This window comes from Gracilibacillus sp. Marseille-QA3620, assembly GCF_054950035.1.
On the sequence record NZ_CM143102.1, the window covers coordinates 809,235 to 834,637 of the forward strand.

Below are 25,403 nucleotides of genomic sequence, written 5' to 3' on the forward strand. Positions count from 1 at the left end.
CAGGTGGAGTGTGTATTAATTAATTGTTCGATTAAGAGTGCATAATTCCCAGGAAGAATTAACGCACTTTTATGTTGAGCTCGTTTTGGTACAAAAGGGGCAGGATGGCGGAAGAAGGAATAATTTGGGAGTTGTAGAGTGTAATAAACAAACATAATTGAAAGAGAGGTTTTTAAAGTGGCTGAAGTAAAAAAATTATTAAATGAATTTACTAAAGTTCACGATGAATTTATCGCTGATTGGAATGAAGCAATGATTTCAGGCGACACATCTTTATTAGATAGAATGACTGAAGATTATTATGTTGCATTTTTTAAAAGTATAAATGACAAACCAATTATGTTTGATAAAGAAGAAGCAGTCACTGGAATGAAGCAATCAGTTATGCATTTTTTAGAGGCTGAAAAGAAGTTTGAAAATAGAGTTATTCGTCTTAGAAATAATGAAAATGCAGTGGTATTTTATGAACAGATAATTGCGAAAAACGAGGTTATATTAGCAAGACTATTTACCATAGAAAATTGGGGATTTATTAAAAATAAATGGGTAATTGTAAGGGAAACGGAAGAATCTATTAATTAGTTGAGTCACGCTTCTTCAACTATAAGGGACATTGGTCCAAGAAGATTAATGCCCTTTTCTGTTGAACTCCTTATGGAAGAAAAGGGGCAGCGCGACAAGTTTTGTTATAAGCACTCCGGTGCGAAAGACGAGGAATTTCCACAGAAATTCTAACTTTATAACCGAGGATAGGAATGATAAAACCATGTATTTTGAAACTATCCCATTGATACTCCTGCATGCGTCATAATGGACAGATTATGGGGTATGAAGCTCAGGTGAAGTCGGCAGAACAAAGGCTAAAGCCATTCCTTTCAGGATAAAGGTATGCCAATGGATATGCCGGATGGCTGAAAAACTAAATAAGGTGAGAATTTTCTTACACAAAGAACGGACGAACTTCCGAATGTACAGGTCTAGAGTTTCGAACAATAGGAAACTATTGTACCACCCTTACGGTGGTGTGAGTGATGTGGAGTAAAAATTGCCCCTCTGAAACACGTTATATCGAACAATGGCGGTATCCAGCTCACAGGCTTACAGGAAGCACCTACGTTTAGATAGATAGCTAAGTTATAAGGGACTTGGAAAGTAAGGAACGTTGATTCGAGGGCTGTCACCCAAAACGGTTGCTATAAGTAATTGAACGAAATGCACTTGTCCTTATGAGGGTAGGGGTACGACTGATGAAGCTTCTGTAACGGAGGTAGAGGAACAGCCCCAAGTCTAGTGATTGGCAACGATTATTTTTCAATTGTGCATTGCACCGGTCGGGTAAGAACGTGGGAACATCACCTCACAAAGGAATGATGCCACAGTGCAAGCTCTACGATACTGGGATTACTATGATATGACCGACACTTTTACTGACTTGTACCACCGAGCTAAAAATAAAGAAACATTCCATCACTTATATGACGTCATCACGTCGAGGAATAACATTTTATTAGCTTATCGGACTATCAAGTCAAATAAGGGGTCTAAGACCCCCGGTACAGATGGAAAAACCATCATCGACATAGAGAGACTAACAGAAAATGATTTAGTAGAAAAGATACAAAAACAGCTCAAGAATTATCGCCCGAAGAAAGTCAGACGAAAATTAATTGAAAAAGATAATGGTAAAATGCGACCTCTAGGCATTCCATGTATCCTCGATAGAATCATTCAACAGTGTTTCAAGCAAGTATTGGAGCCAATTACGGAAGCGCACTTTTATAATCATAGTTACGGTTTTAGACCTTTACGGTCTACACATCATGCGATGGCAAGAGTTCAATTCCTTGTTAACCATTCTAAACTTCACTATGTTGTTGATGTTGATATCAAAGGCTTCTTTGACAATATCAATCATACATTGCTCATTAAACAGCTGTGGAATTTAGGTATTTATGATAGAAAAGTTTTAGCTTGCATTTCAAAAATGTTAAAAGCTGAAGTTGATGGTGAAGGCATTCCGGAAAAGGGTTCACCGCAAGGTGGACTACTATCCCCGTTATTATCTAATGTGGTTTTGAATGAATTAGATCAATGGATAGCGAATCAGTGGGAACTCTTCCCTCTTGATAAGCCATATACGACACGCGAAGGTGAACGCTATGCAAAGATTCACACAAAGTTAAAAGAAGGTTATATAGTTCGCTATGCCGACGACTTTAAAATCTTATGTCGGGACTGGAAGACAGCCGAAAAATGGTATCATGCCGTTAAGCTTTTTCTGAAAGAGCGTTTAAAACTTGACATTTCACCGGAAAAATCAAAAGTAATTAATCTGCGGAAACATGAATCAGCCTTTCTTGGATTTACGATACGTGCCATTCGCAAAGGTGAAAAACGTGTGGCCCATACTTTTGTGAAAGCCGAAAAGATACAGAAAATAAAAGATGAAGCGAGGAAACGAATTGAGGCACTTCGAGCCTCACCAACGACTCAAAATGCTTTGCGATTTAATAGCTTTGTCTTAGGGCTGCATAATTACTTTAATCGAGCTACACATGTCAACTTAGCCTTCTCACGTCTTGCTTATGATATAGGTGCATCTATGTACAATCGTCTTAAACCAGTCGGGAAATACGCCCATCCAGCGAATCCGCCGCCAACCTATAAGAAGTTATACAGTTTGAGGTTCAAGACATTTGAAATTGCTGGTATTCATCTCTTCCCTCTTGCGAATGTTCAGACAAAGAACACTATTTGTTTCACACAAAGTCTGACACTATTCACAGTTGAAGGCCGAGCGCTAATTCATAAGAATTTGCATAAGAATATCAAGCAAGAAATTGCCTTGCTAATGGAGTCAAATATCCCGACACGAAGTGTCGAATATATGGACAATCGAATCAGTCGATATAGTATGAAACAAGGAAAATGTGAAATTACAGGACAATTTCTACAAGCACGGGATGTACACTGTCATCACTACGTGCCAGTACATCTCGGCGGAAATGACAAGTTCAATAACTTACGCATTCTCTACAAAGAGGTACACAAACTAATCCATATGACAGATACAACTAAGATGAATATACTCATAAAAAGTTTGGATATCACGCCACCGATATTAGAGAAAATCAATAAATATCGGGAAAAGTGCGAGTTAGAACCTATCATATAATCCAAATCAATAAGAGTAACTTGAAACTTATAATCAAAACCATCGCCAGATGGAACGCGGAATGCTTGGAAACTGGCACGTTCCGTGTGGAGCAGGGGAAAAGCCGGAGATAACTTCAAACGCTTACCTATTGCTACGGATAGCTCTATAAGAAGTAACCAATAAAGGGAAAATAATACAACGAATAGAAGTAGTTATAGTAGTTATATATAAAGAGGAGGGAGGTTTTTTGACGGATATCCAAATTGTTGAACTAGATACCAAAATCCTTGAAGGAATAGGGAGTTATTGTCTCAGAAGTAAAAAAAACTCGCTTGGATACATTAACAAAAATAAGTGGCTAAACGAAAGATTTGAGGAAGGCTTAAAGTATATTCAATTATTTGATAACAATAAACAAGTAGGTTTTATTGAATTTACTGACGCAGAGTGTTCCTCAAGAGTAGTTCACGCTGATAATTATTTGGTAATCCATTGTCTTTGGGTAAGTGAAACTGGAAAAGGGTATGGAACTAAACTAATTAACAATTGTCTTGAAGATGCAAAAAGACGCTCTAAGCAAGGCGTAGTAGTGGTAACAAATTCTGAAACCTCTTGGACACCAAGCAAGGATATCTTTTTAAAGAAACACTTTAAATTGGTAGATACAGCACCTTATAATTTTGAGTTACTCGTTTATCAATTTGAAGATAGTACATCACTACCTTTTTTTCCTACTAATTGGGATGAAAGAGTTAAAAAATTTAGCGAACTTACTATACTACGTTCGTTTCAATGTCCTTATGTAGAAGTTGCGACAGAAAATATAATCGAGGGTGCAAATAAATTAGGTATTGATGTTAAGATAATTGATTTCAAAGGCAGAGAAGAATTAATGGAGCTATCTCCAACCCCTTATGGTATATTTTCAGTCATTTTTAGGGGTAGACTTATTTCATTTCACAGATTGACAGTTCATTCAGTAATTAAACGCTTAAAAGATCTTATGTAAAGATTAGTATGTGAAGGAATTTTCTTAAACTATCGGGGCAGTTTAGTCAAAGAAGAATGTTCTCTTTTATTGGTGATTGTATAATTTCGATGTGTGAAAAACATAAAAAAGCATCTGAATTCACTGAGGGCACTGAAAAACTTCGTTTTTTTCATAAGTTAAGTCGACAAACATAAAAAAGACGGCTCAAGTTCAGAATATGAATTTTTGAGCCGTCTTTTATTATTTTTAAGGGATATATTCCATCCCTTTTAGTTCAATAGGGTCAATATCCGTTTCACATTTACGGCGAAAATAGCCATAGCCCCTTGTAATTGCATACCAATCAGACCCGAGGAATTGGCTACATCATACCCGTGTCTGTGTTTTAATTCACTATTCTTTGCCTCAATTTTATACCGTTCTTTCGATTTCTCTTTAAAATACTCACTTTCTTGGAATTGTATCTGTTCCGTGTGTACATTTGATTTGATGCTTACGGAATAACTCTTGGTTTTGGCTCCTTCCTTATAGCACCCGTCTCTAAAAGGACAGACTTTACATTTTTCCACATCAAAATAATAGGTATCAACTTGATTTTTGCTGCCCCCTTTTTTTCCTTGCCGAGCCTTTCGTATGGCCATATGACCAGCTTTACAGACATACATTCCAGCGTCTTTATTAAAATCAAAAACATCTTCGCTTTTACGCGTCCCTTGCGTTACCGCTGGATTTAACTTAGCCACAAGCATCATTTCACTTTTATTCGCATACTCGATATTTCCCTTTTCAGAATAGGCGGCATCACCAATGACGGTTTGAATGTCCATGCCGGCTTTTTGACTCTTCTCAATAAGCGATTTCAATTGCTTTCCATCGTTCTTTTCGCCAGTTGTAATAACGGCGGCCGTAATAATACGTTCTTCGCTCATGGCAAGATGTGTTTTGTAACCGAAAAAGGAAGAGTCAGCTGATTTATGCCCAACTCGTGCGTCTGGATCCTTGGATAATTGGAGCTGGTCATTTATATCCTCAATGGTTTCCTTCAGTACATTTATTTTTTCCTTGACTTTAGGATACTCTTGTAGGACTTCATTCTTTTCAATCACCTCGATAAGCTTTTGGCTATAGCTCACCTCATCCTCTAAGACCTCTGTCTTGGACTTGGCTGGCAGTTGATTTTTTATCTGTTCATCCACTTGATAAACGGCTTTTCGAAGCAGCTTTGATTTCTCTGCCAACAGCTCTTTAGGCGTCTTTTGGTTATATCTAGCCTTGGAATGGGTGGAATCAACGATGATAGAATGGCTTTTAATGATTTCCTTTTCAATGGCGATTTCGACCGTTTTATTGATAAGCAAGTCCAAAAGATTAAGATCTTTTAAACGGAGCTTACGGAATTTCGTTAAAGAACTAGGATCTATGACATCATCCTCAGGAGACAGGTCTAAAAAATATTTGAACGACATATCGTACCGTGAGCGTTCCACGATGTCCACATCTGATAAGTCATAAATGGCTTTTAGCAATAGATACTTAAACATTCGGATGGGGTGAACGGCATTCCGTCCATTGTCATGACAATAATGGTCTTTCAGTTCATCATATACGAAGGAAAAATCAATAAGCTCATTGATTCTTCGAAGAATATTATCGTTAGGAACTATTAAATCGTAAAGAGCCGAATAAGGACTTAAGTTCATAGACAGTTGACGTTGAATCATCGTTACACCCACTTTTTTGTGATAAGGTAAGAATTCGACAAAAAAGCCCCTGTTCCTTCCATAGATTGAAGGAACAGGGGCTTTAGTAAGATTTAAGGACTTTTTCAGTGCCCTCGAATTCACTCAGGTGCTTCTTTTGTTAAACTTAATAAATGTTTATTGTTAGCCAGATGAAGAAAAGGACTCCGAAGCAGGTAAGTCCGAAAAACAACGAACGAAGTACAATGTTACAGTTATAAATAAATCCAACCTCTAATAAGCTATCGTCACTACCATAGGAGTATTATGTTTGTCTGTTTTTTTTGCGTTACTTTTGTCTCGTTTTCAACGATATCTCATATGTTGTAAACAATTTCTGGTTGTACTGTCAATACCGTTTTAGTTTTCCCCACTATCACCGGAATAAAATTCCCCACTGATGCCGTTACTTCGATAACGCTGCTGGATAAATCCCAGCCTTTTTCTTTTCCTTCAAACGATACGAATCTCCTTTGATATTGAAGGTAACCGCATGATGAAGGAGTCGATCTAAGATGGCAGTCGCTAAGACATCATCCCCAAACACTTTGCCCCATTCTATATATGATTTGTTCGAGGTCAAAATCATCGCTCCATGTTCATATCGCTTGGATACCACTTGAAAAAAGACATTTGCCGTCAACTCGTCAAAAGGAAAGTATCCCACCTCATCAATAATCAATAAATCTGGACGGCTCCATTTTTGTGCCAATTTAGGAATGCTTCCTTTTGTTTCTGCCTTACGGCATTCTGCCACCATTTGGTCAGCCGTCAAAAACAAGGCGGTATGTCCCTTTGCCAGAGCTTCTAAGGCAAAAGAGAGGGCGAGATGGGTTTTCCCTACACCAGGTGGCCCTAAAAGAAGACGATTCTCTCCATTGGCAATAAACCGGCAGGTAAGGGTTTCCTTTACACGTTGCTCATTGATGCTTGGCTGAAACGTAAAATCAAAGTCATGAATGGTTTTGGTATAAGGAAGTTTGGCGCGCTTGATTCGATTTTCTAATTTAGCTGATTCTCGACGTTCCCATTCCTGTAAAACAACCGTGTGCAGAAAATCAAAATATGATACATTATGGGTAGAAGCATTCTCTACCAGATCATCCAATTGACTGGCTGTGTCATGCCAGCCCAACTGGATGAGTCGTTCTTCAAGGCTGGATTTCATTCTGATTCATTCCCCTCGAGTGCGGCGTAGGTGGCTAGAGATCGAGCTTCCACCTGTGGAGTAGAAGGACAGAAATCCGGGGTCGGCAAACCAGGGGAGTTCTGTTGTTTCTGCTCTTTTTGTTGTTCTTCTGACTTCTCATAGTGCTCCAACTGAATATGCATATGTGCTTTTCCTGTCATAATGGGATGTTGGGCAATGCGGTCTTGTGCATCGTATATTTCCAACTGTTTGTCCAATGTCACTTTCAACTTAACTTTCTGACCGGCATACCGAAAAGGGACAGAGTATTTCTTTCCTAAGTAAGAGACAAAGCAATCTCTGCTTACCTCCCGCACTTCCCAATGGCTTGTTGGGAATAACGGCTTTATTCCCCAGGCTTGAAGCTGTGGCTGTTCCGTTTGCCAACGCTGAACCGGCGGTTCTTGTGTCGTTTCATTTTTCTTTTTATTAGCTGTTTTGTCCAACCATATCTGTATGTCATGATTCCATGCTTCCAGCGTAGGTTCATGTTTTCGTTGAAAGAAATTTTTCTTTAGGTAATCCACCGTTCTTTCTACTTTTCCTTTCGTCTGTGGGCGGTAGGGTTTACAAGCTTTCGGGACGACCCCATAGTAGGCTAAAAAATCTTCAAACGTACGATTAAAACGAATCTCTGTTGGACTGTGCTTTGTCACGACGGTTTTCATATTATCATAGAGAATCTGATTCGGAATGCCGTTAAAATAGGAGAAGGCATTCATGTGACATTTCATCAATGTTTCGAGCTTCATATCTGTCGTAAACTCAATATACTTCATCCTGGAATACCCCAGAATCATGAGAAAGGCATAAACCTTTTGTGGATGACCATCCATCACTACTTCACCGACTTCCGCCCAATCCATTTGAGCTTGCTTCCCAGGAGGTGTCTCAAATCGCCTAGTGGCCTGTTTCTTTGGTTGTGCCCGGAAGGGCTGCACAAAATCTCGTAAAATTGTACTCTTCCCCTCATACCCCATTGCTGTAATTTCTTCAAGCAAGACCACGCAATTTGTGGTTCCTTCCTGAATTCTTTGTAAGAGATACGCCTTATAGGGATCTAACTTGCTTTTCCGTTTCATTCTCGATTTTGAAGAAGGTGTTTCTTCAGAATGAATATATTTTCGAATGGTTTTTCGGTCGAATCCTGTTTCCTCTGAAATAGCTGATAATGTCCATCCTTTTTGATAAAGTTCTCGAATCATTATAAAATCCCCCATTTTCAACATCGACGATCCCTCTCTTTTGTAGTGATACGTCGATTATCCGTGATTAGTGAGGAATTTTAAATCGGTGTTATTGAGTATTTTAACTCCGGCAGTGACATGTACAATTGTTCGTTCATTTCCGATGTTCAAAAAGCATCTAAATACAGCAAACAGAGCGTATTTCTTTTCCCCACCGAACCGTTTTATGGCAATATCGATTGCTTCTTTCTCTATTTTCCTAGATTTTTTTAACGCATTCACAGTTTCCGAAAGATAACTTTTCGTGATTTTTATGGAATTATTATTACCTTTTGATAGATTTGACCTTATTTTTGATGTGACTTATATACTTATTTACAGAAAATTTGCAATTTTATATATACAAGGATAATTCATCTGTGTTACCTTCTAATTGTAATATAATAACAATTTTGGATGTTTGAGGATGATTAAGAAGTTGGCTTTGGGAGTTGTAGCAAGTAGCATGTTGTTAGGGTTCGGAGTGGGAGATCTTGGTGGGGCATCAAAGGCAGAAGCGGCAGTGCCAGTTGAGGCTAGCATTTCACCAAAAAATGTTTCACGAACTGGCAGTTCTACATCTGTCACTAAGACATTGAGTTGGGGTGGCGGTACTGGCTCCTCTTACCATGTATATTACAACGATGGAAAATATGCCGCTATTGATGACCGGTATTCAAGTTACCGAACTACCAATACTTCCAGTTATTCTATCTCATCAAGCACTACTTCAAAGACTTGGAACGATTTTTTGAGAGTAACGGGAAGTAAAGTCGCTACTGACTCAGGTACTATCAAATTATCTAGGTAATGGTCGAATCATGCACATAGACTGCTCTGGCGGTCTATGTGTGTTATAACAATGTAATGAATTGGGGTATCGAGATGTTATATGTACATAATCTTATGAAGAAGTATGGGAACAATGAAACACTGAATATATTAGACGGAGTGAACTTAGAGGTTAAAGAGGCTGTATGGTGCAGCATAGTCGGTCCATCTGGGACAGGTAAATCTACTTTATTGAAGTGTATCGCCGGGCTTCTGAAACCCGATGACGGTTCGGTACGCATGCTTAATCATGATATATATTCGATGACAGAAGATGCACGGAGTAATTTTCGAAGAACGAATATCGGATTTATCTTTCAGGATTTTAAGCTCTTATCCCATTATTCGGTTCTAGAAAATGTCATTATGCCGTTGCTCTATGACAAGGATCGCAAATGGCTTATGGAAAAGGCGAAAGATTTATTAAAGTTGGTCGGAATTCCTGAATCCCTGCACAATCGGCTGCCCGATAGTCTGTCAGGAGGAGAAAAGCAAAGGGTTGCTATTGCAAGGTCAATAATTGGCGATCCTGAGATTATATTATGTGATGAACCTACAGGGAATTTGGATACAAAGAATCGAGATCGAATCATCGAATTGCTATTAAACATACAAAAGCGTGGAACCACAATCATTTGTGTCACCCATGACCTTGAGGTCGCCGAAAAAGGGGATTGTGTATATCGTCTAAATGAGGGGCTGTTAACGAAAGAAGAGATGATTCATCTATGATTAGACTCATCATCAGCCGAATACTAAACAGGAAAATCATTTCGCTCATCATGGTTATTGCCTTTTTGAGCATATTCTTCCTCATTCCGCTTGGTTCCCAGTACACCCTTCAGTCACAAGTTTCAGTAAAAAATACACTAGAAAAGCACGGCAGAGGAAGCTATGACATTTTGCTGCGACCATCTGACTCACGAACCGAGATTGAAAAGACAATCGGGATTGTGGAAGAAAATTATGTTGGAGACGGCAAAGGTGGAATCTCCATATCCGAATGGGAGGAAATCAAGGATAATCCTGATATTGAAGTGGCCGCCCCTGTTGCCTCTCTTGGATACTTCACCGGAAGGCAAGCGTCCATTATATTGCCTCCTTTGGAACATCCAGCTCGATTCAAATGGCAATTCTACACATCGGATGGGCTAAATAAATACCCATTAGGAGAGAAACAAATCCTAACCTATTTCGATAATTCCAAGCCAGATAACCTCGAATATGTCTGGTATCCACAAGGACAGGATATGTTGGCGGGCAAAAGCATGTATGTTGTCCTGCCCCCTAGCTATCATTTATTGACAGCTATTGACCCAGAAAGCGAGAAACAATTAACCGGGATAGATTTTTCAGATTTATATGCTGACCTAGATGACCCTAAATTTTCTTTGTTCAGCCAAATGAGACAGAATTACAATAATCCACCTGTTATCAAGGTTTTACAGAGAAGTGAAATTGACAATCAAATTCATATGGAACTTTCGGTAGAGAAATTGGATGTTAGCCTTGCAGATTATAAGAAAAAACTAGGCTTAACGGATGAGCAGATACTATTGAATGCGTATGAAAAAAAAGATGAATTGGGGAAGGTCGTAGAAGAGTTAAATAAGGAGCCTGGTTCAGACAGAAAGGATTTTGACTTTGACCTTTCTATATTCCAAAGACCTTTTGAGAGTGTAGCCATGAAGATTAGAGATGATTTTAAGGTGGAGACGTCCAATGGGTCTATGTATAGCTTTAACACCTCTCAATACTATACAGCCCAGAAAATTGATTACAAGTTCAAAGGCGAACAAATTCAGGTTGAAAAGGTTCAAGAAGGGAATCCCCCTTCCTATAAAGAAGTGGTACAAAAAGGGGCTGGTCTAGAAGAATCTGATGAAGTTCCATTCATGATCTTGCAAACGGGTGAATTCACGGCAAGCGAGAAGAAAGGACAATTAGCTTCCAGTCCTTTGGGTATTTATTCAACTAGCACGACGACCACATCCAAGGGAGAGTCATTGACTCCGACATCAGTCCCAGGCAGCTTTGTTCCTGCACCTAGCAGCGGAGTCACAACATTGGATTCTGCTGAACTCGTTAAGGGAGATAAACCAATTGACGCCATTCGGATTCGTATTGATGAAATCACGAAATATGATGCCTCCGCACAAGCAAAAATAGAGAATGTAGCGAAAGATTTGTTGGAGGCAGGCTATGAAGTGGATATTGTCGCAGGTTCATCATTCAAGGAGCAACAATTGGAGGTTGAAGGTATCGGACAAGTGACAGAGCCGTGGACAACCCTGGGTGTAGCTCAAGCAATAGAAACCAGTTGGAATAAGACCATTAATGTCGCCTTATCACTATTCTTTCTATTTGGCCTATCTTGGCTGATGGCTCGTTTAGTCTTTGAAAAAAATATTTTAAAGGCAGAGAACCAAACATTGTTCCTCATAGGTTGGTCTCCAAAGAAAATACTCCAACGGAACTATTCAGAGCAAGTAATTTTGCAAAGTCTTGCTTTCTTAACAGCTTTTATATTGTTGTTCTTCGTTTTTGAAAAAAGCTATGCGTTTCTATACGCAATGGGACTCTTCCTGTTTTCGTTAGTCATCACATATGGAGTGTTGGCAAGAGAGGAGAAATCTCGAGTACGATTGGAAGCGTATAAAAACTTTTCAAGCATTAGGCATTATCTATCCATCATTGCACCGACCATGTTGACCTTATTTACTTCTACTTTCCTCTTAATTGTACAGATGGCTATCATCGGGGAAACAATATCTGAAATGGATAACACGACCATGGGCCAATTCATCAACAATCAAACATTGACCATACAAATGACTATCGTTGCTATGACCATTCTATTAACCGTTGTGAGTATGATAGAAGGTGTTCATTCATTGATTTTAAAAAGAAAAGATGAATTCAATATGTATCACACGATTGGGTGGACTAAATCCACTATTTTAAAACATTTCTTAAAGGAAGTATTACTGTGGGTCATGATAGCAATCTTTGCTGGTGTAATTGGCGGATATTCACTACTCGTTATACTAAAAGTACCGTTACTCTGGTGTATGATTGGGCTACTGTTTTCATTGATTAATATCATCATTCCAATCTTAACGGTGGTGCTAGCGAAAAAGTATGAAAATGACTGAAACCCATCGTCGATAATATTTAGGGGATTTATCCCTAATCTCCATGTTCGCATCGATTGCTCTGGTTGAGAAATATAGGATGTTCCCAACTCGAACCTTGCCATGGCTGGATTGTTCCAGGAGCTCATTGATTTCGTGCAGGTATTTCCTGTTGATTTGTGAATTGGTCATATTCAGTTACTCCTCTCCGTTACATTAGTCGGTTTTTCCTCAGTATAACCGCATAAGCGAAAAAAAGACCGACATCCCTTTTCGGGATGTCGGTCCGGTTATCCATATGTTATCGGTATGAGGCCGTTTTCGATTTCTTTTTCCAAGATGCCATGACAAGCATTTATCCGGGTTGGGTACCAATACGTCTTACTGTCATACACGACTACAATGAGGTTTAGCCTTCCCAATTCGCAAGCGACATGACTGCATTGTTGCTCCAAACGAATATAAGTTGGGATAGTAATGCGTAATCATCTAATGAGGCGTTGATCTAAGAAGGATTCATGTTCTTTTATGTTGAACTCCTTATGGAAGAAAAGGGCAGTTTAGCGGAAGAAGAACAGCAGGTGAAGACTGAAAGGTTAAGCAATATATACTATGTGAATTCCAGAATCGATTGGATAATTATGTTAAAATTGATGTAGGATTTTTAGGATTATCACAATCTTGGAGGTGAGAGATTATCGATGAAATAATTGTCATCTTAATTGGGCTATTTTTAATATTTACAGGGTATTTGGTACTCAAGAAAAAAGCTCTCTTCTTAGTGAATCTTGTTTTGTGGAATGGGGTTTCAGGTGACGAAAAATTACTATCTCGGATTTTCGGTACTATCATAATAGCGGCTGGAATTTTGGCTATCCTATTGCCATTTTTAATGTCTGATTAGTTATCCGAAGATCATAGTTAAGTGGAATTAACTATTCTTAAATTCTTAAAACATCAGGGTATTGATTTAAAGAGGATTAATGCCTTTTTGTGTTGAATTGCTTTATAGAAGTGAAGAGTAAGATTAGCTCAAAAAGAATGGTTAGGAGAAATGGTTTGGAAGATAAAATAATGAAATTGTTGAAAAGAATACCCAAAGTGGAACGAGGTCAAAAGATTATTCTTGCAATAGACGGATTAAGTCGTTCAGGTAAAACAACATTCGTTAGAAATATTGAGCAACATATGAGAGAAAAAAATAATTCAGTGTACATTTTTCATATAGACGATTACATTGTAGAAAGAAAAAGGCGGTACAACACTGGATATGAAGAGTGGTATGAGTATTACAATCTACAGTGGGATGTAGAAATGTTGAAAGATAGTTTATTTAAAAAACTTAAGGAGTCCAATGAGTTACGCTTACTAACGTATGACTGTTGTTCTGATACTCAAAGATTCCATACAGTAAAAATACCTGATACTTGTCTAATTATCATTGAAGGAGTATTTTTACAAAGAAAAGAGTGGAGAAACTTCTACGATTTTGTGGTTTATTTGGATTGTTCAAGAGAAAAGAGACTTAATCGTGAAAGTGACGAAACACAAAAAAACATAGAAAAATTTGAAAAGAGATATTGGAAAGCTGAAGATTATTACTTAAAATCTATTTCCCCAATGAGACAAGCCGATTTAGTAATTAGGAATTAAACGATATATCACCAAATTTATACTTCATCTTACGGAGCGATTCTTTATTACTAGGGAATCGCTTTTTATGCAACTAAGGTCAAATACCTATATTAAAAGAACTGTAAAAAAATGCTAGTTTGTGAATGAATGCACTTAAACAAACGGGGGCGTTCGTATTATAGAGTTCAGCCAGATCTTTCTGGTTGAACTTTTTTTATATGGATTTATTCTATCAGTAGCCAGGGTAGAACGTACGGGGGCGTGGGACATTGATCCCGTCGACTAAACTGTTCACCCCCTACTAGTAGAAATATGTTTGAGGCTGGTTGGGACTTAGATCTCGTATAACAAGCGAAGATATAATACTACTTGAGGTATTAGGGGTTACTGGTGAATACGCAATAGGAGGAGAAAGAATGAACCCGGTTGTGGGTATAGACGTAGCTAAAGAAGTAAGTGAAGTACAGGCTTTTTTAGATAAAGGAAAGCCTTATGGAAAGAGCTTTTCAATTAAGCATAATCGTGAAGAATTAGATGGTTTTATAGGTTTTTTAGAGGAAATTAAATCAATGACAGGTCACAGGCCGGTGGTTATATTGGAATCAACGGGGCATTATCATACTCCTGTTATTCAATGCTTAGAAGAGAATGATGTACTTTATATTCTGTTGAACCCTATCATTTCTCACCAAGCAAAGAAATCCAGTTTAAGAAAAGTAAAAACAGATGCATTTGATGCCTATCAGTTATGTGTCCTTTATTACAAAGAGGATTTTGAACCTTATAAATTGAGGGGAATTCAACTGATGAACCTGCGTAACCTTTCTAGGCAACAGGAGATCGTGACGAATATGTATGTGGAAGCAAAACTGCAATTTCACACGATTTTAGATCAGACTTTTCCTGAATACAGAAAGGTATTTGGAGATCTTTTTTCAAAAGTATCCTTATCAATATTAAGAGAATATCCAACTTCGGAGAAGATTCTAGAGGCGGATGAAGAGGACCTGGCGGAACGAATAAAAGGGTATTGTCCAACTCGTTCTATTCAGTGGGCAAGAGAGAAAGCAAGGAAATTGATCCATTCAGCTACTCAAAATCCTTTTCAAAAGGTGATGTATCAAAGCCATCTCATCAATCTTAATATGTATATAGACATCTTATTTCATTACCAAGGACATCTGTCGGAATTGGAGAACCAAATGATATCCCTGGCAAATGAAATAGAAGAATATAAGATTATCCAATCAATACCTGGGATTGGAGAAAAAATCGCTGCCACGATTATTTCTGAAATCGGTGAAATTGATCGGTTTAATCATCCTAAGAAACTAGTTGCCTACGCTGGAATTGATCCCAGTGTACATTCCTCTGGGAAGTTTACAGCTACGACGAATCATATAACGAAACGGGGTTCCAGCAGGCTAAGACACAGCTTATATCTAGCTGTATTATGTGGAATAAGGAGTTCCAGAAATAAAAAGCTCAAAGAGTTCTACGACAAGAAACGCTCAGAAGGAAAGCCTTTGAAAGTGGCAATTGTCGCTTGTATTAATAAACTTCTTCACTGGATTTATGCTTTATTAAAAGGCAAAGAACATTTCCTGGATATAGCTTAAAAAGGTTATCCAACCACATAAAGAAAAACCTTCCATTTGGTATGCCTAAAAACAGTATAGCATATAAAAAAATGAATTTTACAGAGAGATATTGACATCCTATTAGCTGGTTTAGTCAAATAACAAGTACAGCCACTTCCTATCTGGAGGTGGCTGTTTTGGCGTAAAAGAAACGTAACGTAGATACATTCATTTTGCAATTGGGAGTCGTCCTTAAAGATGAAATTTAACAAAAAAAGTAAATTTAAATTGAATTTACAGAAAATGGGGATTATAATTGAATTAGATAAATTATAATTTATCGATAAGAAAATATTAATTAATAAATTAATTTTTACCTGAAGTTCTCATTTTATATTCGTATAAGGAGGTCTGAGTATATAAAGCTTTAAGACGTAGTACATTCAAAGCTGAATGATATATGTTAGTTTGCAGTCCTGTAGATTTTACTGGTATTTAATTTGGCCATGTAAAGATGAGTATGGTTATATCACTACTCAGTTTGATGATTTAGTTCATCACCGGTTCACAACAATTAAAACAATAGGGAGAGCATAAATAGTATGAAATACGAAATGATTATCGAAACAGCAGAGCAGCTACATGCACTATCACATCCATTAAGGCAGCGCATTCTGAATGTTTTAACATCTAGAGAGCTAAGTAATAAACAAATTGCCGATGAGCTAGGTGAATCGGCACCAAAAGTACATTTTCATGTAAAAGAGCTTTTAAATGCCGGAATTATTCAACTTACAAAGGAAGAAGTTAAGGGTTCGATAATCGAGAAAAAATATATGGCAGCAGCACGTTCTTTTCGATTATCACCTGCTTTAGAATTATCTAAAGCAGATCAACATATGCTCTATGAATCTACTTTTCATGCAACGTATCAAGATCTCCTTGAAAGTATTGATTATTATGAGGGTGTCATTCCTTTTGCGCAAATCTTCCAGCAACAGGCTTGGTTGAATAAAGAAGAAATAGATTTAATCAATGAACATTTTGCTTCAATCAATGAAATTGTAGAGGCATCACGAACGAATGATGAAAAGGATGAGGCTACTTCGCTTTATTCACTTAGTTACTTTTTTCATCTAGCGTCTCAAAGGAAATCTACTTCTGATGGTCATGAAAAATGAACATTTTAAAGAATTCCTTGCTTTTAAACAAAAACTTTTCCTTGTTTTTCTTCGGGCAATCGTTATCAACAGTTGGTGATGGATTTAAACAGATGGCGATTATTTATCTGATATTTGAAATGGGCGGCGGGGGAATGGAAGTAGCCCTGTCTCAGTTTTGTTTAATGGTACCCCGGATTCTTGTTTTATTATGGGGTGGAGTAGTGGTTGATCGTTTAAACGCTAAAACCGTTATCTGGACGACAGATTTATTTCGGTTTATCATAACGGCAATATTAGTCGTATGTATGATGATCGATTCCTTAACTTTTCCATTTCTCTATTTCTTGCTTTCTTTATCAGGAGTGATAAGCGGATTTTTTTACCCGGCCTTCAGTTCAATTGTCCCTTCAATTGTGGAAGAGAAGGATTTGGAAAGAGCGAATGCTGGGGTGCAGTCAATCTCGCAGATAGCTATGTTTATAGGTCCACCTCTAGCCGGTCTGTTAATCGCGTATTCAGGTGTCACTATTGTCTTCATTGCCAATGCGCTATCCTATCTTATAGCTTCGTTGACAGGCATGTTTATAAAAATTAATAAACAAACACTTCCTAAAATGAAGAAGTCAACCATTCTTAAAGATGTTTCAGAAGGGTTTCAGCAGGTGTGGAGCGTTAAATGGCTTAGAACCTTATTATTAGTTGATTTAATAGGGGGGCTAGCAGTTGTCGGACCCTTGCAGGTTATATTACCCGTCTATTCAAAGGAGAGTTTAGGTCTAGGCAGCTCTCAGGTGGGAATCGTTATGGCGGCTTTCGGTATAGGATCCCTTATAGGAATGGTCATTGTTTCAAAAGTAAAAAGGAAATATAAGACCATTCGTTCCTATTATTTTCTTGAAATATTTCAAGGTGCTGTCTTATTTCTAATCGCTATTCCTTCTCTTTGGGTAGTGTTAACTATCTTATGTATCGTAGGTATATTAAATGGTATCTCAGGTGTCATCATGACTACACAAATACAAGCTCATGTTCCAATGAATAAGCTCGGCAGGACAATGAGTATAGTTGCGCTCGCATCTTTTGGGGCAGTGCCTATCTCTCAGTTGTTTTCAGGTTGGATTACCGAACATGCACCATTAGCAGTTGGGTTTATTCTAGCATCGATCTTATTATCCATAAGCGGCTTATTTGGAGTGGTTGTTACAAAGAAACAGGGAAAAGTAACATTTCAAACACCCGCCGGTACGAGTGATTCTAAATGAATAGTGAGAGATAAATTTCTTTCCCATGTCAGACAATGGTCTTTGTCTAAGTTATTCAGAGAATCTACATTCATCGCAGAAAATCTTCTCGTTATATCCTTCAACGACCAGGCCATTCATCAATAGCAGTCATGACAACTCTCTTCCTTTGGAGCCATCCTTAAAAAATTTCATAAAATTGCGTTCACATGACGGGTATTGATCCAATAAGGATTAATACCCGTTAGTATTCTTACGAGAGAAACGGATTCTATAGTTATGTACTAATTGCATATAATGAAAGGCTGATTACATAAATGTATAGTTTAGATAGCGGAAGAAGGATAAAACATCCTGAAAGTTGAAATAAAGATGTGTAGTGATACTTGTCACTATGGAGGGTAACCAATGGAATACGATAAATATCTGAGAACTATGCCGAGCCATCATCTGAATCTCGGCAGGTTCAGAATATTTTCGTTCCTCTCTTTCTCCTCCTTTTCGTTTGGTATAATATGGGTAAAAATAATCCTCTCCCTATCAAAGGAAAGAGAACCAATGGAGGAATGCCCTTTGACTCAGCTCATTCAACTCCCGCCTGCCCTAGAACCTTTTCGCGAGGCTATTGAACAATCCCGCACACCATTCATTCGCATCCAGACTCAAAGAGGAACACCCGCTTTATTTGAAAGCAAATTCGGGGGATACCCCTACATTCCAAAAGACTTCCCTCACCCTGTGGATGAAAAAGGGAATCCCCTTCGCTTTTTGGCACAATATCGATTGGATCATCTCCCGCCTCTTTCTGACTTATCGACAGAAGGGATGCTTCAGTTTTTCATCTCCACCCCTGATGACGGCAGTTTGGGTTCCAATTGGGATAACTTAAGCGATTCGCGGAATTTTCGTGTAATCTTTCATCCTACAGTCACCGAAGACGTGTCTCTTCTCTGTACCGATTTTAGCCATCTTTCGGTGGACGACGATGATGAGTATTTTCCTGTGGATAGAGAATATGCCCTTGCTTTTACCTTGTCTGAAGAAATTGTTGGGTTATCCGACTATCGGTTTGAGCGTCTGGATATTTCGTTCTCAGAGGACGAGGAAGAAACCGTTTGGGATAGTTGGCATGAACAGTTTTCAAACGGGCGACATAAAATCGGTGGATATGCCGCATTCGCGCAATTTGATCCACGTGATTCGGCTGAGCATGAAGACTATTCGGTTCTTTTGCTTCAAATTGACAGCGAGGAAGAAACTGATGACATCATGTGGGGAGATGTTGGGGTAGCCAATTTCTTTATCCGTCCAGAGGATTTGAAAAAGCGGGATTTCTCCCGTGTATTGTATACGTGGGATTGCGGCTGACGGCATTCGTGGGAACTGTTAGACAAACAAAAGGCTTTTTAAAAGGGTTTATTTTAGTAATTGCGGAATGAATTTATGAGATTGTTATGGAAGGGGGAAGTTTCTTTGGTTGATAACAAAGTTTTATCACAATCTTTTTTTGCTTTTGCCGAAAGGGAATGTAAAGGATCTAGCCCATTATACGAATGGCTATCCATATATATTTCTAAGGATTATGAACTTCTAGAAATTTGTAGTAATGCAGGAGAGGGGCAACCCATTCCAAACCTGTTATTCGGTGCAGTACATTATCTTTTACTAAAAGGTAAGGACCACCCATTGAAAGAATTTTACCCAAGTATAGTTAATAATCCAAAGTCATATAGAGAATCGTATAAATTCTTTAAGGATTTTTGCTTTAAACATCGGAGTGAAATTGAGTCAATTCTCAAGACTAGACTTGTCCAAACGAATGAAGTACGAAGATGTGCATATCTTTATCCTGTTTTTTGTACTATTTATGAGATAGTGAAGAAACCACTAACACTTATTGAAATTGGAACGAGTGCAGGATTACAGCTTCTTTGGGACCAATATTCATACTCATACGGGCAAAATGACATATATGGCAGGTTTGATTCCAGACTTAATATTACTGCACAAATAAAAGGAGAAAATACTCCGATTCTCCATTCGACGCCGCCGCCAGTATCGGCAAGGATTGGTATAGATTTAAATACAATTCATTTAAATGATGAAGATGAGAAATTGTGGCTTAAATCCTTAATATGGACAGAACATAAAGAGAGATTATGTATGTTTGAAGAAGCTACAAGTTATATTAAAGAAGTTCCAGTGAGTTTATATGATGGTGATGGGGTTAGTATGTTACCTAAATTTGTTGATAACACTTCAGAAGACAGCGTGATTTGTATTTTTCATACTCACGTTGCTAACCAGATACCCGTAGAAAAGAAAAAACAACTGTTGCAAATTGTTGAAGGTATTGGTAGGAATAGGGACGTATTTCATATATACAATAATATTCAAGATAGGTACTTGCATCTTGATTATTATTTGGATGGTGTTGAGAGTAAAAATACTATAGCTACAACAGATGGACACGGTAGATGGTTTGAATGGTTTTTGAAAAGCCAAATGCCAATTCAGTAAATGGTGAAGCTGCTACTCTATGGGTGGCTTTTTCACTGTCTGAATTTGTGGAAAAATGCACTTAAACTATAGGGAGCGTTGATCCAAGGAGGATAAATGCTCTTTTTTGTTGAATTCCTTATTGTTATATGGGACAGGTTAGCTCAATAATGCGAAGAATTGACACTTTCCTTATGTAGAATAATGAATGTTAAAAAAGGAATTAGAGGTATTTGGTATTGAAGAAATTCAAAGGTTTTCTAAATCACGTCATATGGAGGGTTTTATGAAGCGTTTAAAAAAGATGCTTGGTATCCTAGTCTTCACAATCTTGTTATCCTCTTGCAGCAATTCCTTTTTAGGCAGTTGTCCTGATGGTGAAATTGAATGGATGGATGTCTTGAAGATTGGCGGTATCAAATACCAACACCAGTTTCCAGACTCTGCGGATGAGTCGGGTCCCATTTCAATTGAAAAGGGCAGGAAGCTTGGGGAAGTTGCCTATAGAATGGCTGATAATGCTTGTAGCGATCACCAGATGGAAAATGGGGATGCCACGTTTTTGGAAGAGGGGACACCCATCTATGAGGTGAAAGGCTATCCGTCAGATTTGCTGGTGATGGCCAACGATAAAACTTATGTGGTGGATACCCATATCGAGGCCAAAACGGCTGCTGACCTAGTACCAATGAGAAAGTTCGTGAAAAATATTTACATTGAAAGTACAGAAGATGGAGAACGAATACACACATTCTCACAACCTTCAAAAACGAAATTCCTAGATGCTTGGGATCAATTGAAATTGGAGGATATTGAGACTTTGTATAAGGATGATAAAATGGACGGAAAACGATTATTTTTAGAAATTGAACTGAAGAATGGTGTAGCATTTAGGCTGATCTATGTAACAGATTCGAATATGTTTAATAATGGGGCAATCGGAAACGAAAAAATAAAAGACGTGATTGAATCTGAAATAACAGATATACAAGAAGAATCATTATTCGACCAATAGAGACTAACCAGTTACCAATAACCTGGGCGTTGGTCCAAAGGAGGGTTAATGCTCTTTTGTTGAATTCTTTATTGAGGGAGTTTAGTCGAATAAATAAAATTATAAAAAATCGAACCTTTAGTTTATTTTTCTTCATATAATTATTATGACACTTGAAAGGTGGGGTTTTTATGTACAAAGAGAACGGTATAGAAGCTTATGAAGCACATAATCGAACTGAGTTATTAGCAGGTTTAGAGGTAAAATCTGAATATATCCTTATTAAAGGAGACTATTATAAAGACATAAGAAAGATTATGGATACTCATCCTCCAGAAAACGAAAGTATAGGAGTCGCCTTAGGAAGTGCAGGTGTGCTATCAATTCTTATTTATGCAATAAATGCAGTAAGAATTTCCTTCAGTAAAGAAGATAAAACGGATAAAATAATTGACAGAAAGTTAAATTTATACAAAATTAAAAAGATTACAGATGACGGTTTATTATTGAGTTTAAAGCAGTTAGATTATTAGAAATGGCATATAGAGAACTATTTTGGATAGTTCTATGCGAATAAATACACTTAAACTCTCGGGGGCATTTATCTAAGAAGGATTAATGCCTTTTTGTGTGGAATTCCTTATTGGAGAAACGGGCAGGTTAGCGGAAGAAGAAACTTGAATAACTAATATAGAAATATATAACTCAAACAAGATGACAAGGGGAAAAACAATGAATTATGAGAATGTATTGCAACAATATATTAATGCTACAAACACTCATAACTTTGATAATGTTAAGCAATTATTGCATCCTAAAGCTGTTTACTGGTTTACAGATAGAACCTGTACTTCTATAAAAGAGATTCAAAGTTATTTTGAAAATTCCTGGAACACTATTAAAGATGAAGTTTATTCAATCTCAGATGTAAATTGGCTAGCTGTTGAGCAGAAGACTGCAACTTGTATTTATACATATCATTATGAGGGCGTATATAACGGTCGATTTGTATCTGGAAGTGGTAGGGCGACCAATGTTTTTATCAAAGAAAATGAAGAAGAATGGAAACTTATTCACGAACATCTAAGTAGTCTTTAATGTATATGTCCAGTCTCGCATAGAAAGTGTTTAGCTTGTGATTTTCACTAATATGCTTCTCAAAAGATGGCGAACATTTCTTGCTGCTAAAGGGCAGTTTAGCTCAATAAGTGTTACTGTTTTTATAAAGACATTTATTGAAGAAGGGGAATGCTTTGAATAGAAAAATCGGTGTTTTTTTATTGGTTTTCTTCTGTTATTTAATATGGCTATACTTCGCTATATATGAATCTTCAATTGATAACTGGTGGACAGTAAATGAGATTAAACAGACAACTGGTGATACTGATCAAATAGGTGTCTCATTAGGAGAAGTGTTTGCTGGTACGTTTATATTTACTCTTAGTGGTTTTGTTTTCTATTTATTGTTGAGAAAGAGAGATTAGTTCTTGTTGAACTACGGGGACTTTACTCTAATATCCAGAAATGTTATAGAAAAAAGCCAAGAAAACCACGCGAGGGACAGGTTAGTTGAACAAGGAAATATGATTTAGATAAAAGGGGTGTTAAATATTAATAAAGCAGAAAGAACTGCTGGTGTAAACGCTAAAATAAAAGTTGACCACTTTAGTACAATTCGCTAATCAAAAAGTTGACCACCCTTAACACCCAATCCCTTATCATTGAGTTTGTCGAGAACTTTATGATTTGGGAGGAAAAAAGGATGTTAAAGATGGCTAATATAGAGCTTATCAGAAAATTGCACTTTAAAGAAGGTCGATCTATTCGGCAATTATCAAAAGATCTCAATCTCTCCAGGCAAACGATACGAAAAGCCATACAACAGAATGAAATTCCAACCTATCAACGATCAAAGCCGGTTGCCAATCCGGTCATCGACTCCGTTAAATCTACCATTATCCGATGGCTAACGGAGGATGAAACAGCCCCAGTAAAACAGCGTCATAGTGCTGCTCAAATCCACAGACGCTTGGTAAAAGAATACGGCTTTAAAGGCGGAGAATCCACCGTACGCCGTTTTGTACGCCAATACAAGCAGCTCAAAGAAACCCCAAATTCCTCTATACCGTTGGAATTCGATCCTGGCGAACATGCCCAATTTGATTGGGGAGAAGTCATTGTGTGTTTGAATGGGATTGAAAGGAAAGTCATGCTTTTTTGTATGAGACTTTTGTATAGCCGCAAAATATTTGTAAAAGTGTTTCAGCATCAACGTCAAGAGGCATTATTCCAAGGCCACGCAGACGCCTTTGATTACTTTGGTGGTGTTCCGAAAACGATAGTCTATGACAATATGAAAACAGCTGTAAAGAAGGTGTTAGAAGGAACGAAGCGAGAAGAACAGGAAGCTTTTGTCCAGTTTCGCTCCCACTATCTCTTTGATGCCCAATTTTGTGCACCCGCCAAAGGAAATGAAAAGGGACAAGTGGAGAAGCTGGTACAAACAGCCAGAGCTCAATTCCTTGTGCCGGTTCCTCAGGTTAGTGAAATTCTGGAGCTGAATCACTATTTAATGGAACAATGTAATGCCTATGAAGAAACCTTCGTACCCAAAACAAACGAAAAGGTGGGTGAACGATTTCAGGAAGAGCGTGTGCAACTATTGCCGATCATCAGTAAACATCCTTGTGCCAGGAAGGTGAAAGCCAGTGTTAATAGCCTGTCCCTGGTAAACTTTGAAACCAATGCCTACTCCGTCCCAACAAGATATGCAGGACAAAAAGACGCTCACCTATATGCCTATGTCAATCATATTGAGATCTGGCTAGGCGGGCAATGTGTAGCGAAGCATGAACGTTCCTATGAAAGATTTCATGAAGTATTTGAAGTGGATCATTATTTGGATGAACTAGAGAGAAAACCAAGGGCCATTCCGCATGCACGCCCTGTCCGCAGAGCGAACCTTCCTGCCAGTTATCAAGAATTTTATCGTCGTACTCTTTCTAAATATGGGCATGGAAAAGAATTCATTAAACTACTAAAACTCCATCGGGAGTTCTCGATCGAAACGGTCAAACAGGCGGTTGAAAGTAGTGTAAAAGAGCAGCTATATACAGCTGATAGCGTCAAGCATTATCTGTATCTAATGACGAAGCCAGAAATCATGAAGCCATCCCCCATAAACTATAAAATGGACCAATCTGTCGCAGTCAAGGCGCCTACTTTCGATCCATATGATCAATTATTACAGAAAGGAAGGTATCTACACTGAGCACACATCGATATCAAATGGATGAATATCTAAAAAGATTACGATTACCAGCCATACGTGAGCAAGTGGACGCTTATTTGCGTGAAGCAAATGAGCAACAAATCACCTATGAAGACTTTCTTTTTCATTTATTAGCGATTGAAGTAGCTGAGCGAGAAATCAAAAAGAAAGCGACAGCCAGAAAAAAAGCGCAGTTTCCGGTACATAAAGACCTTCTCGCTTTTCAATTTGAAGAGGCCCCTCACGTACCTAAAAGGCGCATGTTGGACATCTTTCAAGGGGAATATATTCAACAGAAAAGGAATGTCATATTCATCGGGAACTCGGGAACAGGGAAAACACATTTATCCATCGCGCTAGGAGAAGAAGCGATTGAACAGGGCTATACTGTACGATACTATACGGCCGCCCGCCTATCCAATGAACTGATGGAAGCTCAGGACGAAAAAAGACTGCTTCAGTTAGAAAAGCAATGGTTGGCCGCAGATGTCACAATTGTCGATGAACTGGGCTATATCCCCTACCACCAGAAAGCAGCAGAATTACTCTTTCAATTTTTCTCGGCACGTTATGAAAGAGGCAGTATGGTTATCACGAGTAATCGGGAATTTAGTCGATGGGTAGAGGTCTTTCACGATGAACAGATGACCGCCGCCTTGTTGGATCGAGTAACCCATAAGGCACACATCATCCCCATGAATGGAGAAAGCTATCGTCTCAAAGAGACTTATTCGAAGTAACAAGAGGGTGGTC

General features: G+C 38.1%; 21 protein-coding genes. 18 read left to right on the forward strand and 3 right to left on the reverse strand.

What is annotated here, in order from left to right; all coding sequences use genetic code 11:
- Positions 1-177: 177 nt before the first annotated feature.
- The 3 genes from ACY8DX_RS04090 to ACY8DX_RS04100 all read left to right on the forward strand — a co-directional run bounded on the left by ACY8DX_RS04090 (position 178) and on the right by ACY8DX_RS04100 (position 4,166).
- On the forward strand, positions 178-582 hold the full coding sequence (locus ACY8DX_RS04090; RefSeq protein WP_049672004.1) for a hypothetical protein: 405 nt from the start codon (positions 178-180) through the stop codon (positions 580-582).
- A gap of 829 nt (positions 583-1,411) precedes the next feature.
- A complete protein-coding gene (gene ltrA, locus ACY8DX_RS04095) occupies positions 1,412-3,175 on the forward strand; it encodes a group II intron reverse transcriptase/maturase (RefSeq protein WP_225231404.1) in 1,764 nt (587 codons plus the stop codon).
- A 229-nt stretch (positions 3,176-3,404) separates the two neighbouring features.
- Positions 3,405-4,166: a GNAT family N-acetyltransferase gene (locus ACY8DX_RS04100; protein WP_462406236.1), complete on the forward strand. Its 762-nt coding sequence runs from the start codon at positions 3,405-3,407 to the stop codon at positions 4,164-4,166.
- A gap of 251 nt (positions 4,167-4,417) precedes the next feature.
- Here the strand turns inward: ACY8DX_RS04100 and ACY8DX_RS04105 are convergent, their stop codons facing one another.
- From ACY8DX_RS04105 to istA (ACY8DX_RS04115), 3 genes are all read right to left on the reverse strand, one after another.
- Positions 4,418-5,869, reverse strand: a complete 1,452-nt coding sequence (locus ACY8DX_RS04105) for an IS1182 family transposase (RefSeq protein ID WP_049669787.1) — start codon at positions 5,867-5,869, stop codon at positions 4,418-4,420.
- A gap of 424 nt (positions 5,870-6,293) precedes the next feature.
- Positions 6,294-7,055, reverse strand: a complete 762-nt coding sequence (gene istB, locus ACY8DX_RS04110; protein WP_049669381.1) for an IS21-like element helper ATPase IstB — start codon at positions 7,053-7,055, stop codon at positions 6,294-6,296.
- Positions 7,052-8,305 carry an IS21 family transposase gene (gene istA, locus ACY8DX_RS04115; RefSeq protein WP_049669382.1) on the reverse strand — a complete coding sequence of 418 codons (1,254 nt, stop codon included), beginning with the start codon at positions 8,303-8,305 and terminating at the stop codon, positions 7,052-7,054. The genes istB (ACY8DX_RS04110) and istA (ACY8DX_RS04115) overlap by 4 nt, the downstream gene beginning before the upstream one ends.
- A gap of 424 nt (positions 8,306-8,729) precedes the next feature.
- Between istA (ACY8DX_RS04115) and ACY8DX_RS04120 the strand changes: the two genes are divergently transcribed.
- The 15 genes from ACY8DX_RS04120 (at position 8,730) to istB (ACY8DX_RS04190) (ending at position 25,390) form a co-directional block, all read left to right on the forward strand.
- A complete protein-coding gene (locus ACY8DX_RS04120) occupies positions 8,730-9,113 on the forward strand; it encodes a hypothetical protein (RefSeq protein ID WP_049672003.1) in 384 nt (127 codons plus the stop codon).
- Between the two features lie 56 nt (positions 9,114-9,169).
- Positions 9,170-9,865 carry an ABC transporter ATP-binding protein gene (locus tag ACY8DX_RS04125; RefSeq protein WP_462406237.1) on the forward strand — a complete coding sequence of 232 codons (696 nt, stop codon included), beginning with the start codon at positions 9,170-9,172 and terminating at the stop codon, positions 9,863-9,865.
- The gene (locus ACY8DX_RS04130; RefSeq protein WP_104850994.1) at positions 9,862-12,288 is read left to right on the forward strand and encodes an ABC transporter permease; all 2,427 of its coding nucleotides are present in this window, start codon (positions 9,862-9,864) and stop codon (positions 12,286-12,288) included. The genes ACY8DX_RS04125 and ACY8DX_RS04130 overlap by 4 nt, the downstream gene beginning before the upstream one ends.
- Before the next feature lie 1,053 nt (positions 12,289-13,341).
- The gene (locus tag ACY8DX_RS04135; protein WP_462406889.1) at positions 13,342-13,920 is read left to right on the forward strand and encodes a kinase; all 579 of its coding nucleotides are present in this window, start codon (positions 13,342-13,344) and stop codon (positions 13,918-13,920) included.
- A 398-nt stretch (positions 13,921-14,318) separates the two neighbouring features.
- A complete protein-coding gene (locus ACY8DX_RS04140; protein WP_462406890.1) occupies positions 14,319-15,521 on the forward strand; it encodes an IS110 family RNA-guided transposase in 1,203 nt (400 codons plus the stop codon).
- A 563-nt stretch (positions 15,522-16,084) separates the two neighbouring features.
- On the forward strand, positions 16,085-16,663 hold the full coding sequence (locus ACY8DX_RS04145; protein ID WP_049671999.1) for an ArsR/SmtB family transcription factor: 579 nt from the start codon (positions 16,085-16,087) through the stop codon (positions 16,661-16,663).
- Positions 16,660-17,907, forward strand: coding sequence for an MFS transporter (locus ACY8DX_RS04150; protein ID WP_049671998.1), 1,248 nt, complete (start codon positions 16,660-16,662; stop codon positions 17,905-17,907). The genes ACY8DX_RS04145 and ACY8DX_RS04150 overlap by 4 nt, the downstream gene beginning before the upstream one ends.
- Before the next feature lie 552 nt (positions 17,908-18,459).
- Positions 18,460-19,254, forward strand: a complete 795-nt coding sequence (locus ACY8DX_RS04155) for a YwqG family protein (RefSeq protein ID WP_462406238.1) — start codon at positions 18,460-18,462, stop codon at positions 19,252-19,254.
- 105 nt (positions 19,255-19,359) lie between these two features.
- The gene (locus tag ACY8DX_RS04160) at positions 19,360-20,406 is read left to right on the forward strand and encodes a DUF2332 domain-containing protein (protein WP_462406239.1); all 1,047 of its coding nucleotides are present in this window, start codon (positions 19,360-19,362) and stop codon (positions 20,404-20,406) included.
- 265 nt (positions 20,407-20,671) lie between these two features.
- A complete protein-coding gene (locus tag ACY8DX_RS04165) occupies positions 20,672-21,400 on the forward strand; it encodes a hypothetical protein (RefSeq protein ID WP_462406240.1) in 729 nt (242 codons plus the stop codon).
- 170 nt (positions 21,401-21,570) lie between these two features.
- A complete protein-coding gene (locus ACY8DX_RS04170; protein ID WP_462406241.1) occupies positions 21,571-21,912 on the forward strand; it encodes a hypothetical protein in 342 nt (113 codons plus the stop codon).
- Between the two features lie 199 nt (positions 21,913-22,111).
- Positions 22,112-22,477, forward strand: a complete 366-nt coding sequence (locus tag ACY8DX_RS04175) for a YybH family protein (RefSeq protein WP_462406242.1) — start codon at positions 22,112-22,114, stop codon at positions 22,475-22,477.
- A 155-nt stretch (positions 22,478-22,632) separates the two neighbouring features.
- On the forward strand, positions 22,633-22,863 hold the full coding sequence (locus tag ACY8DX_RS04180) for a hypothetical protein (RefSeq protein WP_462405659.1): 231 nt from the start codon (positions 22,633-22,635) through the stop codon (positions 22,861-22,863).
- A 278-nt stretch (positions 22,864-23,141) separates the two neighbouring features.
- Positions 23,142-24,650, forward strand: a complete 1,509-nt coding sequence (istA, locus tag ACY8DX_RS04185) for an IS21 family transposase (protein ID WP_439803018.1) — start codon at positions 23,142-23,144, stop codon at positions 24,648-24,650.
- A gap of 17 nt (positions 24,651-24,667) precedes the next feature.
- Entirely contained in the window at positions 24,668-25,390 is a 723-nt protein-coding gene (istB, locus tag ACY8DX_RS04190) for an IS21-like element helper ATPase IstB (protein WP_462405992.1), read from the forward strand.
- The last annotated feature ends 13 nt before the right edge of the window (positions 25,391-25,403 follow it).

Excerpts from the sequence above, each read along its gene's own strand:
- ltrA (WP_225231404.1), top strand. The coding sequence starts at position 1,412 with ATGACCGACACTTTTACTGACTTGTACCACCGAGCTAAAAATAAAGAA.
- ACY8DX_RS04105 (WP_049669787.1), bottom strand. The coding sequence starts at position 5,869 with ATGATTCAACGTCAACTGTCTATGAACTTAAGTCCTTATTCGGCTCTT.
- istB (WP_049669381.1), bottom strand. The coding sequence starts at position 7,055 with ATGAAATCCAGCCTTGAAGAACGACTCATCCAGTTGGGCTGGCATGAC.
- istA (WP_049669382.1), bottom strand. The coding sequence starts at position 8,305 with ATGTTGAAAATGGGGGATTTTATAATGATTCGAGAACTTTATCAAAAA.
- ACY8DX_RS04120 (WP_049672003.1), top strand. The coding sequence starts at position 8,730 with ATGATTAAGAAGTTGGCTTTGGGAGTTGTAGCAAGTAGCATGTTGTTA.
- ACY8DX_RS04125 (WP_462406237.1), top strand. The coding sequence starts at position 9,170 with ATGAATTGGGGTATCGAGATGTTATATGTACATAATCTTATGAAGAAG.
- ACY8DX_RS04130 (WP_104850994.1), top strand. The coding sequence starts at position 9,862 with ATGATTAGACTCATCATCAGCCGAATACTAAACAGGAAAATCATTTCG.
- ACY8DX_RS04135 (WP_462406889.1), top strand. The coding sequence starts at position 13,342 with ATGAAATTGTTGAAAAGAATACCCAAAGTGGAACGAGGTCAAAAGATT.
- ACY8DX_RS04140 (WP_462406890.1), top strand. The coding sequence starts at position 14,319 with ATGAACCCGGTTGTGGGTATAGACGTAGCTAAAGAAGTAAGTGAAGTA.
- ACY8DX_RS04145 (WP_049671999.1), top strand. The coding sequence starts at position 16,085 with ATGAAATACGAAATGATTATCGAAACAGCAGAGCAGCTACATGCACTA.
- ACY8DX_RS04150 (WP_049671998.1), top strand. The coding sequence starts at position 16,660 with ATGAACATTTTAAAGAATTCCTTGCTTTTAAACAAAAACTTTTCCTTG.
- ACY8DX_RS04165 (WP_462406240.1), top strand. The coding sequence starts at position 20,672 with ATGAAGCGTTTAAAAAAGATGCTTGGTATCCTAGTCTTCACAATCTTG.
- ACY8DX_RS04170 (WP_462406241.1), top strand. The coding sequence starts at position 21,571 with ATGTACAAAGAGAACGGTATAGAAGCTTATGAAGCACATAATCGAACT.
- ACY8DX_RS04175 (WP_462406242.1), top strand. The coding sequence starts at position 22,112 with ATGAATTATGAGAATGTATTGCAACAATATATTAATGCTACAAACACT.
- istA (WP_439803018.1), top strand. The coding sequence starts at position 23,142 with ATGTTAAAGATGGCTAATATAGAGCTTATCAGAAAATTGCACTTTAAA.
- istB (WP_462405992.1), top strand. The coding sequence starts at position 24,668 with ATGGATGAATATCTAAAAAGATTACGATTACCAGCCATACGTGAGCAA.